The organism is Bradyrhizobium ferriligni, assembly GCF_056837965.1.
In genome coordinates, this window is sequence record NZ_JBXEJO010000014.1 from 111280 (window position 1) to 131376 (window position 20097).

Annotated in this window: 20 protein-coding genes; 12 read left to right on the top strand and 8 right to left on the bottom strand. The window is 65.5% G+C overall.

Going from position 1 to position 20097, the window contains the following annotated elements:
- Positions 1 to 41 precede the first annotated feature (41 nt).
- The 11 genes from alr (at position 42) to AC1VNY_RS10990 (ending at position 12433) form a co-directional block, all read left to right on the top strand.
- Positions 42 to 1346: an alanine racemase gene (gene alr / locus AC1VNY_RS10940; RefSeq protein WP_482405144.1), complete on the top strand. Its 1305-nt coding sequence runs from the start codon at positions 42 to 44 to the stop codon at positions 1344 to 1346.
- Positions 1347 to 1376: 30 nt separating this feature from the next.
- The gene (locus AC1VNY_RS10945; protein WP_482405145.1) at positions 1377 to 2147 is read left to right on the top strand and encodes an exodeoxyribonuclease III; all 771 of its coding nucleotides are present in this window, start codon (positions 1377 to 1379) and stop codon (positions 2145 to 2147) included.
- 358 nt (positions 2148 to 2505) lie between these two features.
- Positions 2506 to 3231 (top strand): sulfite exporter TauE/SafE family protein, encoded by a 726-nt coding sequence (locus AC1VNY_RS10950; RefSeq protein ID WP_482405146.1) that lies wholly within the window; start codon positions 2506 to 2508, stop codon positions 3229 to 3231.
- A gap of 452 nt (positions 3232 to 3683) precedes the next feature.
- Entirely contained in the window at positions 3684 to 3971 is a 288-nt protein-coding gene (locus AC1VNY_RS10955; RefSeq protein WP_482405147.1) for a hypothetical protein, read from the top strand.
- 173 nt (positions 3972 to 4144) lie between these two features.
- Positions 4145 to 4759, top strand: a complete 615-nt coding sequence (locus AC1VNY_RS10960; protein ID WP_482405148.1) for a hypothetical protein — start codon at positions 4145 to 4147, stop codon at positions 4757 to 4759.
- A gap of 96 nt (positions 4760 to 4855) precedes the next feature.
- The gene (gene radA / locus AC1VNY_RS10965) at positions 4856 to 6358 is read left to right on the top strand and encodes a DNA repair protein RadA (protein WP_482405149.1); all 1503 of its coding nucleotides are present in this window, start codon (positions 4856 to 4858) and stop codon (positions 6356 to 6358) included.
- Positions 6359 to 6562: 204 nt separating this feature from the next.
- Complete coding sequence (locus tag AC1VNY_RS10970; RefSeq protein WP_026192677.1) at positions 6563 to 7198, top strand: CvpA family protein; 636 nt, start codon at positions 6563 to 6565, stop codon at positions 7196 to 7198.
- Positions 7199 to 7232: 34 nt separating this feature from the next.
- Positions 7233 to 8759 (top strand): amidophosphoribosyltransferase, encoded by a 1527-nt coding sequence (gene purF, locus AC1VNY_RS10975; protein ID WP_028344783.1) that lies wholly within the window; start codon positions 7233 to 7235, stop codon positions 8757 to 8759.
- Between the two features lie 175 nt (positions 8760 to 8934).
- A complete protein-coding gene (locus tag AC1VNY_RS10980) occupies positions 8935 to 9675 on the top strand; it encodes an SDR family NAD(P)-dependent oxidoreductase (protein ID WP_482405150.1) in 741 nt (246 codons plus the stop codon).
- 242 nt (positions 9676 to 9917) lie between these two features.
- Complete coding sequence (locus AC1VNY_RS10985) at positions 9918 to 11057, top strand: NHL repeat-containing protein (protein ID WP_482405151.1); 1140 nt, start codon at positions 9918 to 9920, stop codon at positions 11055 to 11057.
- Between the two features lie 149 nt (positions 11058 to 11206).
- Positions 11207 to 12433: an ABC transporter substrate-binding protein gene (locus AC1VNY_RS10990; RefSeq protein ID WP_482405152.1), complete on the top strand. Its 1227-nt coding sequence runs from the start codon at positions 11207 to 11209 to the stop codon at positions 12431 to 12433.
- 48 nt (positions 12434 to 12481) lie between these two features.
- Here AC1VNY_RS10990 and AC1VNY_RS10995 read toward each other — a convergent pair whose 3' ends face one another.
- From AC1VNY_RS10995 to AC1VNY_RS11010, 4 genes are all read right to left on the bottom strand, one after another.
- Complete coding sequence (locus AC1VNY_RS10995; RefSeq protein ID WP_482405153.1) at positions 12482 to 13048, bottom strand: DUF2147 domain-containing protein; 567 nt, start codon at positions 13046 to 13048, stop codon at positions 12482 to 12484.
- 52 nt (positions 13049 to 13100) lie between these two features.
- Entirely contained in the window at positions 13101 to 13763 is a 663-nt protein-coding gene (locus tag AC1VNY_RS11000; protein ID WP_310883182.1) for a DUF3313 domain-containing protein, read from the bottom strand.
- A 392-nt stretch (positions 13764 to 14155) separates the two neighbouring features.
- On the bottom strand, positions 14156 to 14830 hold the full coding sequence (locus tag AC1VNY_RS11005) for a TetR/AcrR family transcriptional regulator (RefSeq protein ID WP_482405154.1): 675 nt from the start codon (positions 14828 to 14830) through the stop codon (positions 14156 to 14158).
- A gap of 170 nt (positions 14831 to 15000) precedes the next feature.
- Positions 15001 to 15261, bottom strand: a complete 261-nt coding sequence (locus AC1VNY_RS11010; RefSeq protein ID WP_028344776.1) for a hypothetical protein — start codon at positions 15259 to 15261, stop codon at positions 15001 to 15003.
- Positions 15262 to 15456: 195 nt separating this feature from the next.
- On the opposite strand from AC1VNY_RS11010, the gene AC1VNY_RS11015 reads away from it, so the two are divergent.
- Positions 15457 to 15849 carry a nuclear transport factor 2 family protein gene (locus AC1VNY_RS11015; protein ID WP_482405155.1) on the top strand — a complete coding sequence of 131 codons (393 nt, stop codon included), beginning with the start codon at positions 15457 to 15459 and terminating at the stop codon, positions 15847 to 15849.
- Between the two features lie 38 nt (positions 15850 to 15887).
- Here AC1VNY_RS11015 and AC1VNY_RS11020 read toward each other — a convergent pair whose 3' ends face one another.
- The 4 genes from AC1VNY_RS11020 to AC1VNY_RS11035 all read right to left on the bottom strand — a co-directional run bounded on the left by AC1VNY_RS11020 (position 15888) and on the right by AC1VNY_RS11035 (position 19867).
- Positions 15888 to 17135: an MFS transporter gene (locus AC1VNY_RS11020; RefSeq protein ID WP_482405156.1), complete on the bottom strand. Its 1248-nt coding sequence runs from the start codon at positions 17133 to 17135 to the stop codon at positions 15888 to 15890.
- Positions 17132 to 18514 carry a ribosome biogenesis GTPase Der gene (der, locus tag AC1VNY_RS11025; RefSeq protein WP_482405157.1) on the bottom strand — a complete coding sequence of 461 codons (1383 nt, stop codon included), beginning with the start codon at positions 18512 to 18514 and terminating at the stop codon, positions 17132 to 17134. Before der ends, AC1VNY_RS11020 begins: the two co-directional genes overlap by 4 nt.
- Positions 18515 to 18566: 52 nt before the next feature.
- The gene (locus AC1VNY_RS11030; RefSeq protein ID WP_482405158.1) at positions 18567 to 19124 is read right to left on the bottom strand and encodes a hypothetical protein; all 558 of its coding nucleotides are present in this window, start codon (positions 19122 to 19124) and stop codon (positions 18567 to 18569) included.
- An 86-nt stretch (positions 19125 to 19210) separates the two neighbouring features.
- On the bottom strand, positions 19211 to 19867 hold the full coding sequence (locus AC1VNY_RS11035) for a tetratricopeptide repeat protein (RefSeq protein WP_016839891.1): 657 nt from the start codon (positions 19865 to 19867) through the stop codon (positions 19211 to 19213).
- Positions 19868 to 20097 lie beyond the last annotated feature (230 nt).

The following is a 20097-nucleotide window of genomic DNA, read 5'->3' on the forward strand; positions in this document are numbered from 1 at the left end:
ACTCGGTTGAACGACGCAGGGCACCCGCGTACAACTGCCGTATGAACATCGTGACTGACGCGAAATCGCAACTGACGCCCGAAGCCAGTTTGCTGGCGGCCTACCCGACCGCCAGCGGTATCCTCACCATAAACCTCGACGCCATCATCGCCAACTGGCGCAAGCTCGAGAAGACCGCGGTGCCGGCCGAATGCGCCGCCGTGGTCAAGGCCAACGCCTATGGCTGCGGCGCCGAGCAGGTTTCGTGGGCGCTGGCCAAGGCCGGCTGCAAGACCTTCTTCGTCGCCAGCGTCGAGGAAGCCGCGGCGGTGCGCGCGGCCGCTCCCGAGGCGACGGTGTATTCGCTCGGCGGTTTCTTCCAGAACAGCGGCGACGCCTATGCCAGGATCGACTGCAAGCCGGTGATCGGCGATCTCAACGAACTCGCCGAATGGGACGTGTTCTGCCGCCGCTCCGGCTGGTCCGGCGGCGCCGCCATCCATATCGACACCGGCATGAACCGGCTGGGGCTCACGGTCAGCGAGGCGCAGGGCATCATCCCGCGGATCAATGCCGGTGACCACGGCATCACGCTGGTCATGAGCCACCTCGCCTCCGCCGAATTGCTCAACAATCCCGCCAACGCCAAGCAGCTTGCGAGCTTCCGCGAGATCGCGAGCCTGTTCACCGGCGTGCCGGCCTCGCTGGCGAATTCTTCCGGCGTGTTTCTCGGCGCGCAATTCCAATTCGAGATGGTGCGGCCGGGCTGCGCGCTCTATGGCGTCAATCCGACACCGGAGGCCGACAACCCGATGCAGCAGGTGGTCGACCTCAAGGCGCGCATCGTGCAGATCCGCAACATCGACCGCGGCGAGACCGTCGGCTATGGCGGCACCTGGACCGCGCGCCGGCCGACCCGGCTTGCGATTGTCGCCGCCGGCTATGCCGACGGCTATTTCCGCGCCGCCAGCGCCAATGACGGCACCCGCGGCGCCGAGGTCGTGGTCGCCGGCAAGCGCTGCCCGATCGCCGGCCGCGTCTCGATGGACCTGATCGCGGTCGATGTCACCGACCTCGACAAGAATGCCGTGCGGCGCGGCCACATGGTGACGCTGATCGGCGAAGGCATCACGGTCGACGAGGTCGCGCATCATTTCGGCACCATCGGCTATGAGGTGCTGACCAGCCTCGGCCGCCGCTTCGTGCGCATCTACAAGGGCGGCGATGCCGTCGCCGCGAGAAGCGACGCGGTCGCCGAGACGAGCGAGCGGGCTGCCACGCCTGCAGCGCCGCCAGCCTTGCCAACAGCAGCGCCCGCTGCACCGCCGCCATTGCCGGCCGCCGAGCCAACGGTGACGTCCACCTGACATGATCAAGGGTCGCGATTGCCGGTGCGCATGAAGATCGCGACCTTCAACATCAACAACGTCAACCGCCGCCTGCCCAACTTGTTGCGCTGGCTCAAGACCGCCAAGCCCGACATCGTCAGCCTGCAGGAGCTGAAGGCAAGCGACGCCGAGTTTCCCGCGGCCGCGATCGAGCAGGCCGGCTACGGCGCGGTGTGGCAGGGACAGAAGACCTGGAACGGCGTCGCCATCCTCGCGCGCAAGGCCGAGCCGGTGCTGATCCGCACCGCCCTGCCCGGCGATGCCGGCGATCACGAAGCGCGCTACATCGAGGCCGCGGTGCGCGGCATCGTCGTCACCAGCCTCTATCTGCCGAACGGCAATCCGCAGCCCGGGCCGAAATTCGATTACAAGCTCGCCTGGTTCAAGCGGCTGCGCGCCCATGCCGCCAAGCTGCTCAAAGAGGACGTCCCGGTGGTGCTCGCCGGCGACTACAATGTCGCGCCGACGCACCTCGACATCTACCCGACGCGCTCCTGGGACAAGGATGCGCTGATCCAGCCGAAGAGCCGTGCCGCCTTCAAGGCGCTGGTCGATCAGGGCTGGTGCGATGCGATCCGCACCCTGCATCCGGACGCGCCGATGTTCACCTTCTGGGACTACAAGCGCCAGCGCTGGCCACGCGATGCAGGCCTCCGGCTCGATCATCTCCTGCTCAGCCCCGCAGTGGCGCCGCGGCTTGTGAAAGCCGGCGTCGACCGCGCCATCCGCGGCGAGGACGGCGCCAGCGATCACGCGCCGGCGTGGGTGGTGCTGAGGTGATGGGTTTGCGTGTCGCGCTCGCGCCACAATCACTCTGTCGTCCCTGCGAAAGCAGGGACCCATAATCCGCGGCGGATGTTGTGAACGGCACTTGTCGTTCCGGCGACGCGCGATAATCAGCATTCGTGGTTATGGGTCCCTGCTTTCGCAGGGACGACATCAAATGTGTTGTGCGGTCTGTGAGTCATACCTCCGCATTCCCGCGACATGATTTGTCCAGTCCTGCTGCGCTGCGCACGATGGCGCGTCGATGGTTCGGCGGCACCCTTGCGCCGTCTCGAACCATGAGGTCACACTGAGCCCCTCTCCCGGGACACGCATTCAGCATGGCTCGGGATCACCTCACCGGAGCGCGCAGGTGGGCTTCCTCTTCGTCCTCATCGTCGGCCTGGTCGCCGGCACCATTTCCGGCATCGTCGGCACCGGCTCGTCGATCATGCTGATGCCGGTGCTGGTCTATCAGTACGGGCCGAAGCAGGCGGTGCCGATCATGGCCGTCGCCGCCGTGATGGCCAATCTGTCGCGCATCCTCGCCTGGTGGCGCGAGGTCGACTGGCGTGCCTGCATGGCCTATTCGATCACGGGCATCCCGGCCGCCGCACTCGGCGCGCGCACCCTGCTCGCCCTGCCCTCGCATGCGGTCGATATCGCGATCGGCGTATTCCTGATCGCGATGGTGCCGGTGCGGCACTGGCTGGCGCGGCACAGGCTGAAGGCCAATCTCTGGCATCTCGCAATCGGCGGCGCGCTCATCGGCTATCTCACCGGCATCGTGGCTTCGACCGGTCCGCTCAGCGTGCCGCTGTTCCTGTTCTACGGCCTCAGCAAGGGCGCGTTCCTCGCCACCGAAGCCGCAAGCTCGCTCGGGCTCTATGTCAGCAAGTCGGTGACGTTCGAGCGCTTCGGCGCGCTGACGCCGGACATCGCGCTGAAGGGCCTGATCGCCGGCGCCTCGCTGATGGCCGGCGCCTTTATCGCCAAGCGCTTCGTGCTGCAGCTGAAGCCGGAGTCATTCCGCCTGATCATGGACGGCATCATGCTGGCGGCGGGCACGGCGTTGCTGTGGTCTGCAATGACGCAGTAAAATTCCAACATCGACTGCGTGAGACGAGGCCTTGGGCAAACGGATTTCACCGTGACGAACACCGACATCCTCCCGATGATGTCGTAATTCTACGGGGCTTTGCGCATCGGGTGGCGTGTACCCCGAAAGAGTTTTGTTGAGCGCTCAGCTTCCGTTGTTATCCGGATTGCCACCATCCGGCCACTGCGTTTATGACAATCTCATTACTTGCACTTGATCGTTTGCGGAAAAGAACTTTGCTCCAGCAGGCATCACAGGGTTGATCGACGACCCGGATGCGAGTCCCGAGAGTTCAGGCGACACGAGTTCAGCGACACATGGCGTGCAGATCGGGCGCAGAGCCCGGCGCCTTATGTTGCCGATGTCGGCCTGGCGAATTCGAGATCGCAAGTCGAAGCATTGGGAGTCGCGGGTTGTCAAAGCCCACGACAGGCGGGAAAGGCAGGCGCGCGATGCGCAAGATGATGATCACGACTGCGGCGATTGTGACGTTCGCTGTTGCCGGCTCGGCGTTCTGGCCGACGGCAAAGCCCGATGTCGCGCAGTTCGGCGACAGCGTTTACGAGACGATCTGGGTCTGGCGAATTCCGGCCTATGCCAACAATCCGTCCTGGCGGGTTCGCTGGAGCTGGAGCGATCCGTTGCGCGCGCAGGCGAGATGCTGCCGGGCTCTGCCGACGAGTCTGACGCCGCGCGAGACTCCGTCGCTGCTGCTGTCGAGGCGGGACCTCCGCGTTTGACTGCGCGTGCAAGCGAGAGCGGTTCCCTTGCGCGAAAGCGCATTTGATTCAAATTCGCGCTGTAGTTGAACTTACTTTTTATCCTTAACCAGAAACCTGATCTTTGATTTACATCTGCAAGATGCAGTTTACCTTGTCTCCGCGAGCACAGCGGATTCAGGGACAACAACAAGATGCGCCAGCCAAGCCTCACCCTGTGGTTGACCGTGTTGCTGGCGGCACAAGGTTTGAGCGTCGCGGCAGACGATACAAAACCGGGACAACCGGGTGCCGTTGCCGCCGCTGACCGCATTGCATGTTCCCTGCAGCCGAAAAGCGACGAGCCGTCCGATCCGTCGTCGACCTCGGCAATTCCCCACGCCGAAAAATTCGTCGCGCGGGAACATTTCAAGGAGGACATCGCCTCGAGCGCACCGGTCAGGATTTCCTGGTTGGGCGCAACCTTCGCGCAGCGCTTCACGAACAAGATCGAGGACGATAGCGGCGGCGCATCGTTGCAGACCTTCATCCTCAGCGCAGCCTCGAGCGACAAGGAGATCCTCGCCAAACTCGGTCAGAGCCACGAGAGCAGGCTGGCCGACGTCTGGTGCGCGTTGAGGCGACAGCCCAGCGGCAGCACCGGCCCGCTGGAAGTCAACGCCAGGCCGAACGTGTTCTACGTCCGCGACAGCGCCGGAGAGCTTGGTGCCGTCGACGTGCTGTGGGGCGGCGTCGGATGGGAAATCGGCGCAAGCCCGGTCGGAGACAAGCCGCGCTGGCCGAGCGGAACACGGGTGTTCTCGCGCTGAGCCGGCCCCGCCATCGGGCGCTTCGTCTTCGATGGATCGTGCGCGGCGGCCGAACCGTGTTATGCATCGTGCTCGATAGCGCGACTCACCTGCTCCATGGCCAAATCCACCCTCTCCTTCGTCTGCCAGAACTGCGGCACGGCGTATAATCGCTGGCAGGGCAAGTGCGACTCCTGCGGCGAGTGGAACACGCTGGCCGAGGAAGACACCACAGGTTCGGTGCCGGTCTCGATCCGCAGCAAGCGCAAGGGGCGGACGTTTGCGCTGGAATCGCTGTCCGGCAAGACCCAGGACGCCCCGCGGCTGTCCTCCGGGATGCCCGAGCTCGACCGCGTCACCGGCGGCGGCTTCGTCCGCGGCTCGGTGCTGCTGGTCGGCGGCGATCCCGGCATCGGGAAATCGACGCTACTGACCCAGGCGACCAGCATGATGGCGCGCGCCGGCCACCGCGCGGTCTATATCTCCGGCGAAGAGGCGGTCGCCCAGGTGCGGCTGCGCGCCGAACGGCTCGGGCTCGCGGACGCGCCGGTGCAGCTGGCTTCGGAAACGTCGGTCGAGGACATCGTCGCGACGCTGTCGGAAGGCGCGGTGCCGCGCCTGATCGTGATCGATTCGATCCAGACGATGTGGACCGACACGGTGGAATCCGCGCCCGGCACGGTGACCCAGGTCCGCGCCTCCGCGCAGGCGCTGATCAGATTCGCCAAGAAGACGGGTGCCGCGATCATCCTGGTCGGCCATGTGACGAAGGACGGCCAGATCGCCGGCCCCCGCGTGGTCGAGCACATGGTCGATGCGGTGCTGTCGTTCGAGGGCGAAGGCTCGCAGCAGTTCCGCATCCTGCGCTCGGTGAAGAACCGTTTTGGCGCGACCGACGAGATCGGTGTGTTCGAGATGACCGGCCTCGGTCTGCGCGAGGTCACCAACCCCTCCGAATTGTTCCTCTCCGAGCGCGAGCTCGGCAGCCCCGGCACCGCGGTGTTCGCCGGCATCGAGGGCACCCGTCCGGTGCTGGTCGAATTGCAGGCGCTGGTGGCGCCGACCTCGCTCGGCACGCCGCGCCGTGCCGTGGTCGGCTGGGATCCGAGCCGGCTGTCGATGGTGCTCGCGGTGCTCGAAGCGCATTGCGGCGTCAAATTGTCCGGACATGACGTCTATCTCAATGTCGCCGGCGGCCTGCGCATCCAGGAGCCGGCCGCGGACCTTGCCGCGGCTGCCGCGCTGGTCTCCTCGCTGGTGAATGCGCCGCTGCCGACGGACGCGGTCTATTTCGGCGAGATTTCGCTGTCGGGCGCGATCCGACCGGTGGCGCAGACCCCGGCCCGGCTCAAGGAGGCCCTCAAGCTCGGCTTCGCCCGCGCCATCCTGCCCGAATCGGCCCGCGGCGAGAGCGGTGGCGATTCAGGGCTCACCCTCAACAGCGTCGGCAATCTCACCACGCTGGTCGCAGAAATTGCGGCACGCGGTACGCCAAGAGGCGACCGGGGAACGCCAAGAGGCGACCGGGGAACACCGCGAGGCGACCCGGGCGGCTCCGGAGGCCCTGATGCGGCTGAGAAAAATGCCACACCGGCCCGATTCCGTCGCGAGACCAGCTAAAGCGGGCGTGACGTATCAGCCCCCCGCCGCTATACATCCGCCGCGCGGGACAGGTGGCGCTCTGGCCTTGCCGGATGCCCCCAATGCGCCTCAGTTAGCACGGCACCGACTTTGCCGATTCGCGAGAGCCCTTAGCAGCGTAAGCCCTTAACAACGTAAGCCCTTAACAGCGTACCGAAACGTACCAGCGGACCTGACCAGCCGATGCCCATAACGATACTTGATCTCGTCCTGCTCGGCGTGATGCTGATTTCGGGCCTGCTCGCGATGGTGCGCGGCTTCATGCGCGAGATCCTGTCGATCGCGGCCTGGGGCGCCGCCGCCCTGGTCACGCTGTATGCGTTCTCGAAGCTTCTGCCGACCGCCAAGACCTACTTCAACAACGACACGGTCGCAGCCGTGGTCGTGGTGGCCGGCGTCTTCATCGGCACGCTGATCGTGGTCTCGATCGTCACGGTGCGGATCTCGGACATGATCCTGGATTCCCGGATCGGCGCACTCGACCGCACCCTCGGCTTCCTGTTCGGGCTCGCCCGCGGCCTCTTGATCGTGGTCGTGGCGTTCATGTTCTTCACCTGGCTGGTTCCGGACAAGCAGCGGCCCGATTGGGTGACCGGCGCGAAGTCCCGGGTGGTGCTGCAGGGAACCGGGGATTGGCTGATGTCGCTCTTGCCTGACGACCCCGAGAACACCATCTTAAAGAAGTTCAAGAAGAATAAGCCAGACGACGATTCTGCGGCCGATACCAATGATCAGGCGACGCCGGCGTCGGGTGATGGCTATAGCAAACCTGCGCGTGACAGCTTGAAGAAGCTGATCGAGAAACCCGCGGGCCGATAAACTATTTGGGCCCTTACGAGAGGCGATGAACGAGATGCAGACCCCTTCGGATCATACCGACCAAATGGATCTCGACCTCGGCCCGATCGAACTACAAGACCCTCTCAGATATCACCCGGATCTTGATGGCGACACGCTCCGCGAGGAATGCGGCGTGTTCGGCATCTTCGGCCATCCCGAGGCCGCCGCGATCACCGCACTCGGCCTGCACGCCCTGCAACACCGCGGCCAGGAAGCCGCCGGCATCGTCTCCTTCGACGGCAGCCGCTTTCACAGTGAACGCCGCCTCGGCCTGGTCGGCGACGCCTTCTCCCGCCGCGAGGTGATCGAGCGCCTGCCCGGCAACGCCGCGGTCGGCCATGTCCGCTACTCCACCACCGGCGGCACCATCCTGCGCAACGTGCAGCCGCTGTTCGCCGAGCTCAGCGCCGGCGGGTTTGCGGTCGGCCACAACGGCAACCTCACCAATGGCCTGACCCTGCGCCGCGAGCTGGTCAAGGGCGGCGCCATGATGCAGTCGACCACCGACACTGAGGTGATCCTGCATCTCGTGGCGCAGTCCAAGCGCACCCGCTTCATCGACCGCTTCATCGAGGCGCTGCGCACCATCGAGGGTGCCTATGCGCTGGTCGCGCTGACCAACAAGAAGCTGGTCGGCGCGCGCGACCCGCTCGGCATCCGCCCGCTGGTGCTCGGCGATCTCGACGGCCGTCCGATCCTGACCTCGGAGACCTGCGCGCTCGACATGATCGGCGCGAAATACGTCCGCGACATCGAGCCCGGCGAGATCATCGTGTTCGACGAGACCGGCGCGCACAGCCACAAGCCGTTCCCGCCGAAGCCGGCCCGGCCCTGCATCTTCGAATACATCTATTTCGCCCGGCCGGATTCGATCGTCGGCGGCCGCTCGGTCTACGACGTGCGCAAGGCATTCGGCGCCCAGCTGGCGCGCGAGAGCCATCCCGAGGTCGACGTCGTGGTGCCGGTGCCGGATTCCGGCGTGCCCGCCGCGGTCGGCTACAGCCAGTATTCCGGCGTGCCGTTCGAGCTCGGCATCATCCGCAACCACTATGTCGGCCGCACCTTCATCCAGCCGACCCAGAGCGTGCGCGAGCTCGGCGTACGCATGAAGCATTCGGCCAACCGCGCCGCGATCGAGGGCAAGCGCATCATCTTGATCGATGACAGCCTCGTGCGCGGCACCACCTCGAAGAAGATCGTGCGCATGATGCGCGACGCCGGCGCCCGCGAGGTGCATTTCCGCCTCGCCTCGCCGCCCATCCTCTATCCCGACTATTACGGCATCGACCTGCCGGACCGCGGCGGCCTGCTCGCCGCGACCCATTCGCTCGAGGAGATGCGCGACATCATCGGCGCCGACTCGCTCGCCTTCCTGTCGATCGACGGCATGTACCGCGCGATGGGCCACGAGGGGCGCGACCCGGCAAATCCGAGATTTGCCGACCATTGCTTCACCGGTGCCTACCCGACCCACCTCACCGACCAGAGCGAAACCGAGGCCCCGCCGCGCCAGCTCTCGCTGCTGGCGGAGGCGAGCTGACACCACCACCACTGTCGTCCCTGCGAAAGCAGGGACCCATAACCACCGGCCCTCGTTTTTTCGGGCGGCATCGGTTACGAACACCTTTGCACAACACGACCGCCACGGCGTATGGGTCCCTGCTCCGGAGCGCAATCGCGCCCTAGGCAGGGACGACGACGATAGAGTTACGCGCATGACAAAACCCCTCGCCTCCCGGATTGCCCTCGTGACCGGCGCCTCGCGCGGCATTGGCTACGCGACATCCCTCGCACTAGCCAAAGCCGGCGCGCATGTCGTGGCGGTGGCGCGCACGCAAGGCGGGCTGGAAGAACTCGACGACGAGATCCGCACGGCCGGCGGCAGCGCCACCCTGGTGCCGCTGTCGCTCACCGACTACGACGGCATCGCGCGGCTCGGGCTCGCGCTGCATGAGCGCCACGGCAAGCTCGACATCCTGGTCGGCAATGCCGGCACCGCCGGTCCCTCCTCGCCGCTCGGCCATATCGAGCTGAAGCCGTGGAACGACGTGTTCGCGATCAACGTCAACGCCAATTTCCAGCTGATCCGCTGCATGGACCCGCTGCTGCGCCAGTCCGACGCCGGCCGCGCCGTGTTCGTGACGTCGGGCGTTGCCCACAAAGCCAACGCCTATCTCGGCCCCTATGCGGCCTCGAAGGCCGCGCTGGAGGCACTGGTGCGCTCCTGGGCCAACGAGACCGCCAACACGGCGCTGCGCGTCAACCTGTTCAGCCCTGGCCCGATCCGCACCCGGATGCGCGCGCAGGTGTTTCCCGGCGAAGACCCGATGACGCTGGATACGCCCGACATGGCCGCCGAATTCATCGTGCCGATGTGTTCGCCTGATTGGACCGAGACCGGCAAGCTCTACGACTACAAGGCGCGCACGTTGCGGACCTTCCAGCCGCCGGTGTGAGGAGTTGCAGGCGGGCCGCGCCTTCGATTGTCATCCCCGCGAATGCGGGGATCCAGTATTCCAGAGACGATAGCGTTTGAATCGAGACGCCGCGGCGTACTGGATCGCCCGGTCGAGCCGGGCGATGACACCGTTTGTGACGCGTCGGCTTGCCTTTCCCTTGCGATTGACTCCTTCTCCTCCCCACGATTGACTGCGCTTCCCAGCGGGACGCCCCGCCAAGAAAAATCTCGGGAGGCATCATGACGCCGACGTTCAATCGCGCGCGCTCCATTCTGTCCGGATTGTTTCTCTCCGCCTGCATCGCATCATCGGCCCTTCTCGCTCTGCACGCATCCGCCAAGGCCGGCGATGTCCCGACCTTCGCGGTCGATGCGTCCTGGCCAAAGCCGCTACCGAACAACTGGATCCTCGGCCAGGTCGGCGGCATCACGGTGGATTGGCAGGGCCACATCTGGATGATCCACCGGCCGCGCTCGCTGACCGACGACGAGAAGGGCGCGAGCCTCAATCCGCCGCGCTCGAAATGCTGTATCTCGGCGCCGCCGGTGCTCGAATTCGACGCGGACGGCAATCTGCTGCGCGCCTGGGGTGGTCCGGGTGACGGCTATGAGTGGGTTGGCCGCGAGCACGGCATCGAGGTCGACGAGCGCGGCTTCGTCTGGATCGGCGGCAACGCGGACAATGACAATGCGATCCTGAAGTTCACCCTCGACGGCAAGTTCGTCGCGCAAATCGGCTCGATCGCACCGAGCAAGGGCAGTAACGACACCACCCAGCTCGGCAAGCCCGCAGAGACCGCGATCGACAAGGAGGCCAACGAGATCTACGTCGCCGACGGTTACGGCAACCGGCGCGTCATCGTGTTCGATGCCACCACCGGCGCCTACAAGCGGCACTGGGGCGCCTATGGCAACAAGCCCGATGATGCCAAGCAGCCGCCCTACGATCCGAAGGCGCAGGTCGCGCAGCAGTTCGGCAATCCCGTGCACTGCGTGAAGATCGCCAATGACGGACTGGTCTATGTCTGCGACCGCATCAACAACCGCATCCAGGTGTTCAGGAAGGACGGCAGCTTCGTGAAGGAGTTCTTCTTCGAGAAGAGCACGCTCGGCAACGGCGCGGTGTGGGACATCGCGCTGTGGCCCGATCCCAAGCAGACCTACCTGCTCTCCGCCGACGGCGAGAACAACGAGATCCGCATCATCAGGCGTGACGACGGCGCGGTGGTCGGCAGCTTCGGCCGCAATGGCCGCAACGCCGGGCAATTCCACTGGGTGCACGCGCTCGCGGTCGACGCCAAGGGCAACGTCTATACTGCCGAGGTCGACACCGGAAAGCGGATCCAGAAATTCAAGCTGACCTCCGACGCGCTCAAGTAAGGGTTTCACCGGATGACGCTTCGACGCAGGCCCACCCGGCTTTAGGCGGATTGCCGCCTCCCCCGGGAAAGGGTAAGCGGGAACCTGAGCGACCGGCAAAAAGGCTCCGCAAGAGGGCTGCCCGGGCTTTAGACAGTGGAGGGAATTTCATGACAACGACGTTTGCGCGGCGCTGCGCCGCGCTTCTTGCTTGCGCCGCACTCGGCTTCTCAACCTCTGCGTTCGCGCAGGACAAGACCGTCAAGATCGGCGTGCTGAACGATATGTCGAGCCTCTATGCCGACATCGGCGGACCGAACTCGGTGGTCGCGATCAAGATGGCCGTCGAGGATTCCGGCCTGCTCAAGAAGGGCTGGAAGATCGACGTCCTGAGCGGCGACCACCAGAACAAGCCCGACGTCGGCGTCAACATCGCTCGGCAATGGGTCGACAACGAGAAGGTCGACGCGATCGCCGACACGCCGAACTCCGGCGTGGCGCTTGCGGTCAACAATCTCGTCAAGGAGAAGAACATCGTCCTCTTGAATTCGGGCGCGGCGACCGCCGACCTCACCGGCAAGGCCTGCACGCCGAACACGATTTCATATACCTACGACACCTACATGCTGGCCAACGGCACCGGCAAGGCACTGACGAAGGCCGGCGGCGACACCTGGTTCTTCCTGACCGCCGACTATGCATTCGGCCATGCGCTTGAGCGCGACACCACCGCGGTCGTCAACGGCAATGGCGGCAAGGTGCTCGGAAGCGTCAAGCATCCGATCAACACCGCCGATTTCTCGTCGTTCCTGCTGCAGGCACAATCGTCCAAGGCCAAGGTGGTCGGCCTCGCCAATGCCGGCGGCGACACCACCAACGCGATCAAGCAGGCGGCCGAATTCGGCATCGTCTCCGGCGGCCAGAAACTTGCGGCGCTGCTGCTGTTCATCAACGACGTGCATTCGCTCGGGTTGAAGACCGCGCAAGGCCTGACGTTCACGGAATCCTTCTACTGGGACATGAACGACCAGACCCGCGCCTGGTCGAAGCGGTTCTCCGCTTTGGCCAACAAGAACGCGATGCCGTCGATGACCCAGGCCGGCAACTACGCGATGGTGCTGCACTATCTCAAGGCGATGGAAGCGCTCGGCGGCAATCCGCACGACGGCACCAAGGTCGTCGCCAAGATGAAGGAATTGCCGACCGACGATCCGCTGTTCGGCAAGGGTCCGCTGCGCGCCGACGGCCGGCGCCTGATTCCGGCCTATCTGTTCGAGGTGAAGAAGCCCGAAGAGTCCAAGTACCCCTGGGACTATTACAAGCTGATCGCCACGATCGCGCCGGAAGACGCCGCGAAGCCGCTTGAGGCCAGCGACTGTCCGCTGGTGAAGAAGTAAGCGAAGTCCCTAGGGTGGGTTGGCGAAGCGCAACCCACCCTGCACTCATCACTTCGCGGCCGACTTCCGCGTCGGCGGCGGCAACGATGCCCATTCCCTGTCGGCCCGCGGGCCGCCGACATCGCCGGTCAGGCCGACGAGCTGGCCCGGCTGCACGTCCAGCGTCTGCGTCCAGGTCTGGGTCTGGCACAGCAGCTTGAGCAGGCATCCCTTGAGCTTCAGCCGGTCGGACTTGTCGCGCCACAGCGAGACCGCGTAGGACTTGCCGTCCTCGGCGTTGTAGATGTCGCCGTCGAACTTGCCCTCCGGCGTCAGCTTCAATCCGAGGATCAGCTGATGGCCGAGCAGCGCACGCGTCCGCTTGTCAGGGTCGGGATTGAAGCTGTCGCGGAACGGCTGGCCGTGTGAATCAAGCGGATCCTTCATCCATACGATGAAACCGCAGATGCGGTCATGCACAGGGCCGCAGCGCTCGAGGCGGATGCGTGCGCGGCCGTCTTCGGTCAGCCAGGTGCCGCTGGGATCGGCTGGGGCGATCGTCTCGGCGCGGCCGGTCGAGCTCATCAGCAAGGCAGCGACGAGGCTGCGCAGAAACATGCGAACCAGAAAGTTCATGGTAAAGGGCCTTTCAGCGTCTGGATGGTTTTTCGGACGCGCGAGGCGCGCGTCACTTCAATTGCGCCATGAACGCATCGGCGCCCTTGTCGATGCCGGCGGTGGCCGCGGCGAGATCGCCGACGCTCGCCTTGATGTCGTAGGCGTTGGGATATTGCTTGCTGACATAGGCGCCGAGCAGGCGCGAGGTCGAGCTGTCGAACATCTCGACGGCATAGATGACGGAGCCCGTCATCGTGCCCTCGCCGTCGCGCGCGGCCTGCACGCCGTTGTAGACCGCGCCTGCCAGATCGAAACGCGACAGCGTGCCGAGCACCGGCGTGTTGGCGACCGCGCCGGTCAGTGTCAGCCGCAGGCGGAACGTGTTCGGCCCGCGCGTGTTCACCAGCGTGAAGCGGCCGCGCAGCTTGTCGGCGAAGCGGGTCTGCATGTAGGCGGCGAGCGTCTGCTTGTCCTTCTCGGACATATCGCCGAACTGATGATCCGCGCCGCGATAGATCACGACCGGATCGATCATCACCTTGTTGTAGCTCCGCCAGTCGACCGGCGGCGCATAGCGATACGGCACACGCCCCGAAGAATCGGACGTGTCCGGCGTCATGTAGGCCGACGATGCCACATCCGAATAGGCCACCGGCGTGACGGCGGCACATCCTCCGGCGAGGACGCAAAGCGCCATCGCTCCCAGACCGCGCGCGGCGATCGAGCTCTCCATTCCAATCTCCTCATCCGATCCTAAAGCGGAAGAGCAGCTCGGCCGCAGCCGCGTCCGGGGCTGAAAGTACGGCTGCGGCCGTCGCTGCCGACCTGGCTCGCCGTCGCGGCGCCGCCAGATCTTGCCTCAGTGCGATCAATTATAAAACCGACCAGTTGGTTTGTAAAGTTGCAATTGCAGGAACCGCATCAGAAAAATGCGGCAGTCGAAATGTCGTGCTGGCTGGCGAGGCCGCTTCGCGAATGGCGGTCGCGCGTTGTCACAAACCTGCGATATCTCGTGTGGTACGGCAGAAATCGCCGGGGGATTTCAGGGGCCCGGTGCCGATCCAACGCCGCCAAGCGATCCATATTCCGCTTGGGCGGCGTTGCGCTTTCGAAAACGCCGGAAATTCAGCCGCGCTTGCGCGCCGATGCCGGCTTTGTGGCCGGTGCGCCGGCAGGCCGCGGCGATGCCGCGCGTGCCGCCGTCGCCCTGGACGGCTTCGTTGTCTCGGTCGCCCCCTGCTCCATCGCGGTCCATTTGCTGTCGTCGAGCAAGCGCTCGAACAGGCGATCGCGCTCGGCGTCCGACAGCGACGACAGGCCGAACAACGAGCTCAGCAGCAGACCCCGCGCCGCCGCCCAGCGCAGCAGCGCGAGATCGGGATCCCTCGCCTCGGCCTTCATCAGCGCGACCTTCTTGATGTCGACATCGCGCGGCATCGCCATCAATTCGGGATTCTCGTTCATCGCCGCCAGCAGTGCGAACGCCCCTGCCCGCGGCGTCGAGATCGCCTCCCGCAGCGTCGCGATCTGCGCCGACAGTTCGGGCTGGTCCGTGGTCCCGCGTACCTTTTCGATGTAGCGGTTCGAGAATTCCTCGAAATGCGCCATCTGCTGCTCGAGCAAGGCGCGCAGCACCGCTTCCTTGGTGCGGAACTGATGCATCACACCGCCCTTGCTGAGACCGCTCTCGCGCGCAATCGCGTCCAGCGTCAGGCGCCCCGGACCATCGCGCGTCACGATGGTGATCGCGGCGTCAAGTGCGGCGTTGCGGGAGCGTTCCGAGCGGGAAGGATTATCCATGGTGTACTCAGGAAGGAGTCGCTTGAGATCACAGTATCTCAGCGGCTTCGGTCAATCTCAAGCGCTGCATCTGATCTGCGGGGCAGCGCGAAATGGCGTCCGCGAAATGGCGGTGCCGGCCTCGAAAGACGCATCAATTTCAGGAATCGATCATCGAGCTATCCGATCGCTCACGCGCACAAGCGAACCTTCTGCAGCAGGCCATGAAGGAAACCGTGGGCCATTCGGCCGACGACCCTTTCCCCTCGACCGCGCGCGCGAGCGACGGACTGTGCGTCGGCATAACTGGCGGCGACAATCGTCCCGTGCCTGCCGCCATCGAGTTTCAGGTCGGTCAGGTAGACAAGGCCGCGCGACGTCAGCAGCGCCGCCTGTGCGTCGCTGAAGCGGGTCAATTCATCGCAGATATCAACGGCCTCGTCGGTCACCATGCTGCTCCTGGCAGAGCGCCCCGGAGCGAGGCGCGCGTCTTCAACCGGTATCAGTTTTATACAAACCAACCGGATGGTTTGTAAACAGGCAAAAATGACGCAATCCGAAAGATGCGGCCGGACGCAACAGCGTGTCGGATCGGCGCCCCCGCATTCGTCCTCGAAGCATCAGCCAGCACTCGGAGCACGCGAGCGATGACACAGCAGAAACAGACGGCGGAAACCGAAATCAGGGCGCTCATCGACGCCTGGACGGACGCCGTCCGCCGACGCGACTATCCCGGCATCTTCGCCCATCACGATCAGGACATCGTGATGTTCGACGTTCCGCCGCCGTTGCAGTCACGCGGATTGGACGCGTACGGCAAGACGTGGGATCTGTTCTTCAGGTATCACCGCCCCTCCTACGCCTTCGATATCGAGGAGATCGCGATCACGGCCGGCGACGATGTGGCCTTCGCGTTCGCGGTGATGCGGTGCGGCCCACCTGATGCCACGTTCCAGTTCAGGCTGACGGTCGGATTGCGCAAGGTCGACGGCGAGTGGCGCGTCATGCACGAACACCATTCGGTGCCGGCGACGGAATAGAGCGTCTCGCGGTGGATCCGTCGGTGGCTTTGCCCGCCCTAGGCTCTCTTCGCCGCCGTCGCGCGCCAGGCGATGGCGAGCGCGAGCAGCAGTAGCGCGCCGGCCAGATAGAACGGCGCGCCGGGCAGCTTCATCGGCACGTTGTCGCCGATGAAATACGCAAACGTCAGCGTGAACAGGAACGGGCCGATCAATTCCGACATGCTCTGCACGCTTGATGTCGCGCCCTGCAACTGGCCCTGCTGGTCGGCGGCGACGAGCTGCGTCGTCAGCGCCTGCGTCGCAGCGCCCGAGAGGCCCCACAGCGCCATCACGGGAATGCCGATCCAGAACAGCTGGCCGGTCGGCGCGGCGCCGAAGATCACGAAGCCCAGGGCGCCGCAGACGAGGCCGAGGAACAGCGCGTTGCGCTCGCCGAGGCGCTGCACGATCGGGCCGATCGCCGCGCCCTGCACGATCATGCCGCAGAGCCCGACCAGCGCCAGCGTCGCGCCGACGGTGCCGGTGTCCCAGCCATAGCGATAGGTGGCGTAGAGCACGAACACCGAGGGCAGCACGACATGCGCGAGCTGGCCGAAGAACGTCGCCAGCGACAGGCCCGCGAGCGTCCGGTTCGAGCGCAGGAAATGCAGCGCGCCGATCGGATTGGCGCTCTTCCATTTGAACGGCGCGCGCCGCTCCGCGGGCAGCGACTCCGGCAGAATGAACAGGCCATAGAGCCCGTTGACGAAGCTCAAACCCGCCGCCGCCCAGAACGGCAGCCGCGGATCGATCTCGCCGAGCAGGCCGCCCAGCGCCGGTCCGAGGATGAAGCCGGCGCCGAAGGCGACGCCGATCTTGCCGAACATCGCGGCGCGCTGCTCCGGCGCGGTGACGTCGGCGATATAGGCGAACACGGTCGAGATGCTCGACGAGGTGATGCCCGAGATCGCCCGCCCGATGAACAGCCAGGTCAGGTTCGGCGCCAGCGCCATCAGCACATAGTCGGCGGCGAGACCGAAATTCGACAGCAGCACCACCGGCCGGCGGCCGAAGCGATCGGACAGCGCGCCGAGGATCGGCGAGCAGACGAACTGCATCAAGGCCCAGATCGAGCCGAACACGCCGAAGATGCGCGCCGCATTTGCGGTGTCGTTGTTGACGAAGCCCTCGATCAGCTTGGGCAGTATCGGGATGATGATCCCGAGCGCGAGCATGTCGAGCAGCAGGGTGATGAAGATGAAGATCACCGCGCCGCTGCGCGGTTGCGCTACAGCAACCGTGTCACTCCCCGACCCTTCGCTCACGACGGCCGTTTGCGCTTGTGGGCGAACGGATTGGCCTTCTCGCGCAGCGTGATCCGGATCGGCGTGCCCGGCAGATCGAAGGTCTCGCGCAGCGAGTTGATGAGGTAACGCAGATAGGATCGCGGGATCGCGTCGGCGCGCGAGCAGAACAGCACGAAGCTCGGCGGGCGCGCCTTCACCTGCGTGATGTAGTTCAGCTTCAGCCTGCGGCCCGAGACCGCCGGCGGCGGGTTGGCCTGGATCGCCTGCTCGAACCAGCGATTGAGCGCCGAGGTCGGCAAGCGCCGGTTCCAGACCGCATAGGCCTCTTGGATCGCCGTCATCAGGCGGTCGATGCCCTCACCCATCAGGCCGGAGACGGCGACGATCGGCGCGCCCTTGACCTGCGGCAGCCAGTGGTCGGCATCGGTGCGCAGCTGCGAGATCTGGTTGGGCTTGCGCTCGACGAGATCCCATTTGTTGACCGCGAGCACGACGGCGCGGCCTTCGCGCTCGATCAGGTCGGCGATGCGCAGGTCCTGCTCCTCGAACTTGTTCTGCGCGTCCATCATCATCACGACGACTTCGGCAAAACGCACCGCCCGCAACGCGTCGGCGACCGAGAGCTTCTCCAGTTTCTCCTCGATCCGCGAGCGCCGGCGCAGGCCGGCGGTGTCGAACACCCGGAACTGGCGGCCCTGCCAGGTGATCTCGACCGCGATGGAATCGCGCGTGGTGCCGGCCTCGGGGCTGGTCAGCAGCCGCTCCTCGCCGAGCAGATGGTTGATCAGCGTCGACTTGCCGGCATTGGGCCGGCCGACGATGGCGACGCGGATCGGGCGCTGCGCAGCCTCCTCCTCCGAGATGTCCTCGTCATCCTCGAGCTCGTCGTCTTCCTCCGGTGTCTCCGGCACCAGCGCGCTCAGCGCCTCGTGGAGGTCGCCCATGCCCTCGCCATGCTCGGCCGAGATCTGGACGGGATCGCCGAGCCCGAGCGCGTAGGATTCCATCGCGCCGATCTCGCCATGCTTGCCCTCGGCCTTGTTGGCGACCAGCACCACCGGCTTGTTGGCCTTTCGCGCGAAGTCGGCGAAGGCACGGTCGGTCGGCGTCAGGCCGACGCGGGCGTCGATCACGAACATCAGGGCGTCGGCGAGCTCGATCGCGGTTTCGGTCTGCTCCTGCATCCGCGCCGTCAGCGAACCCTTGGCGCCTTCGTCCAGACCCGCGGTGTCGATGATCGTGAAGTCGAGGTCGTAGAGCTTGGCCTGGCCCTCGCGGCGATCACGCGTCACGCCGGGCTCGTCGTCGACCAGCGCGAGCTTCTGGCCGACCAGCCGGTTGAACAGCGTCGACTTTCCGACATTGGGCCGGCCGATAATGGCGATGGTAAAAGACATGGATCATCCAGGCGCCGCGGCGCGGCGCGCGCCAATGAATTTAAGCAGGAGCCTAGCGGCTAAATCCGCCGCTCGGTAGCGGTGCGGGAAAGGCGCCGCCGGATTGTTGCGTGGTCTGGGTCTGCTGGGTCGGCGCCACGGGCTGCGCCTGCTGATCGTCGGCGGGTGGCGCGGTGGTGCGGCGGCGGACGATCTTCTTCGGCTTCGGCTCCGGCGGCAGCGCGGCGGGCGCGCCCTCCTCGGCTGCGGCATCGGGCGCAGCCGCCTGATCTGCGGCCGGCGCTGCCCTGCCCTTGGCGTGCTTCTTGGCGCCCTTCGGCAGCTCCGGCGGCGGGGCCGGCTGGGCGGCGGCGGCTGCCGCGGCGTTCTGCTGATCGATCTGTTCCTGCTGCGAGCCCTTGTACATTTCCTTCGGCACGCCCTGCTCGAGGCCGGGCACGCCCTCGGGGAATACCGGCTTGCGGTCGCCTTGCAGCTTCTTCTTGGTATCGAGGAAGTCGAGCAGGTCGCTCGGATCGAAATTGGACATGCCGCCACCGCCGCAACCCGCCAGCACACTGCAAAGCGCTGTCAGAACTGCGGCTGCGATCAGGCGTTGCGAGCGGCGCATGGTCGATCTCTCACTCAAACTCGGATTTTGTCTGGGCATGATCCGATCGGAAAACCGGTTCCCACTTTTCCGGATCATGCCTCAAGTCAGCTTTTCGCCACCGGCGGCAACAGTGCCTGCAGCGCCTCGGCGCGCGAGCGCATGCTCGGCGGCGTCTCGCCGTCGTTGGCAATCTGGTCGAGCCACTGCCGCGCAGCGGTGGCATCGTTGGCGCGCCAGGCCGACAGCGCCAGCAACTCGCGCGCGGAATGGCGGAACGTCGAGTCCTTCGCCGTTGCCGTCGCCTCGAGCCGTTGCAGCATGTTCGGATAGGTGGTGGTCTCCATCAGGATCTGCGCGGCGCGGATCCGCGCCAGGTCCTGCTCGGGACCGCCGACGCTGCGGTCGGCTGCGATCTCGTCATAGAGCTTCGCGGCAGCCGGCTGATCGCGGGTCGCGACCTCGGCGGCCATGCGCAGCCGTGCCAGATTGCGGTAACCCGACGGCGCCTTGGTAATGAGGGCGGCAAAGGCGGCCTCCGCCTCGGCATGCTTGTTCTGATCGGACAGTTCGACGGCGCGGTCGAACGCCGCGCCGGCCTCGGCGGCCTTCCTGGCCTCGAGATACTGGTAGCCGCGCCAGCCACCGACGCCCGCAACGATCAGGATCGCCAGGGCGATGATAAAGAGCGAGTACTTGTCCCACAGCTTCTTGAGCTGATCGCGACGGACTTCCTCGTCGACTTCGTCAAATAATTCAGACACTTAAGGCTATCCCATCCCCTCGGGACCGCTGCCATCGGTGGGGCCCAGCCCCTACCCGATCCCCACATCGCGGCGGCGTTACCCTAATGGTGTGGCGGAGGCAAGGCAAAGCGAGGCGGATCAAAGCGTTAACGGGGGACGTTTGCGGCTGGCCGTAATCTACGTGGGCTCCCTTTCCGGCCTGCGGGTGCAGAACACTAAGCCTCGCTTGACGACAAGCTCTCCCTGAT

Excerpts from the sequence above, each read along its gene's own strand:
- alr (WP_482405144.1), top strand. The coding sequence starts at position 42 with ATGAACATCGTGACTGACGCGAAATCGCAACTGACGCCCGAAGCCAGT.
- AC1VNY_RS10945 (WP_482405145.1), top strand. The coding sequence starts at position 1,377 with ATGAAGATCGCGACCTTCAACATCAACAACGTCAACCGCCGCCTGCCC.
- AC1VNY_RS10955 (WP_482405147.1), top strand. The coding sequence starts at position 3,684 with ATGCGCAAGATGATGATCACGACTGCGGCGATTGTGACGTTCGCTGTT.
- AC1VNY_RS10960 (WP_482405148.1), top strand. The coding sequence starts at position 4,145 with ATGCGCCAGCCAAGCCTCACCCTGTGGTTGACCGTGTTGCTGGCGGCA.
- radA (WP_482405149.1), top strand. The coding sequence starts at position 4,856 with ATGGCCAAATCCACCCTCTCCTTCGTCTGCCAGAACTGCGGCACGGCG.
- AC1VNY_RS10970 (WP_026192677.1), top strand. The coding sequence starts at position 6,563 with ATGCCCATAACGATACTTGATCTCGTCCTGCTCGGCGTGATGCTGATT.
- purF (WP_028344783.1), top strand. The coding sequence starts at position 7,233 with ATGCAGACCCCTTCGGATCATACCGACCAAATGGATCTCGACCTCGGC.
- AC1VNY_RS10980 (WP_482405150.1), top strand. The coding sequence starts at position 8,935 with ATGACAAAACCCCTCGCCTCCCGGATTGCCCTCGTGACCGGCGCCTCG.
- AC1VNY_RS10985 (WP_482405151.1), top strand. The coding sequence starts at position 9,918 with ATGACGCCGACGTTCAATCGCGCGCGCTCCATTCTGTCCGGATTGTTT.
- AC1VNY_RS10990 (WP_482405152.1), top strand. The coding sequence starts at position 11,207 with ATGACAACGACGTTTGCGCGGCGCTGCGCCGCGCTTCTTGCTTGCGCC.
- AC1VNY_RS10995 (WP_482405153.1), bottom strand. The coding sequence starts at position 13,048 with ATGAACTTTCTGGTTCGCATGTTTCTGCGCAGCCTCGTCGCTGCCTTG.
- AC1VNY_RS11000 (WP_310883182.1), bottom strand. The coding sequence starts at position 13,763 with ATGGAGAGCTCGATCGCCGCGCGCGGTCTGGGAGCGATGGCGCTTTGC.
- AC1VNY_RS11005 (WP_482405154.1), bottom strand. The coding sequence starts at position 14,830 with ATGGATAATCCTTCCCGCTCGGAACGCTCCCGCAACGCCGCACTTGAC.
- AC1VNY_RS11010 (WP_028344776.1), bottom strand. The coding sequence starts at position 15,261 with ATGGTGACCGACGAGGCCGTTGATATCTGCGATGAATTGACCCGCTTC.
- AC1VNY_RS11015 (WP_482405155.1), top strand. The coding sequence starts at position 15,457 with ATGACACAGCAGAAACAGACGGCGGAAACCGAAATCAGGGCGCTCATC.
- der (WP_482405157.1), bottom strand. The coding sequence starts at position 18,514 with ATGTCTTTTACCATCGCCATTATCGGCCGGCCCAATGTCGGAAAGTCG.
- AC1VNY_RS11030 (WP_482405158.1), bottom strand. The coding sequence starts at position 19,124 with ATGCGCCGCTCGCAACGCCTGATCGCAGCCGCAGTTCTGACAGCGCTT.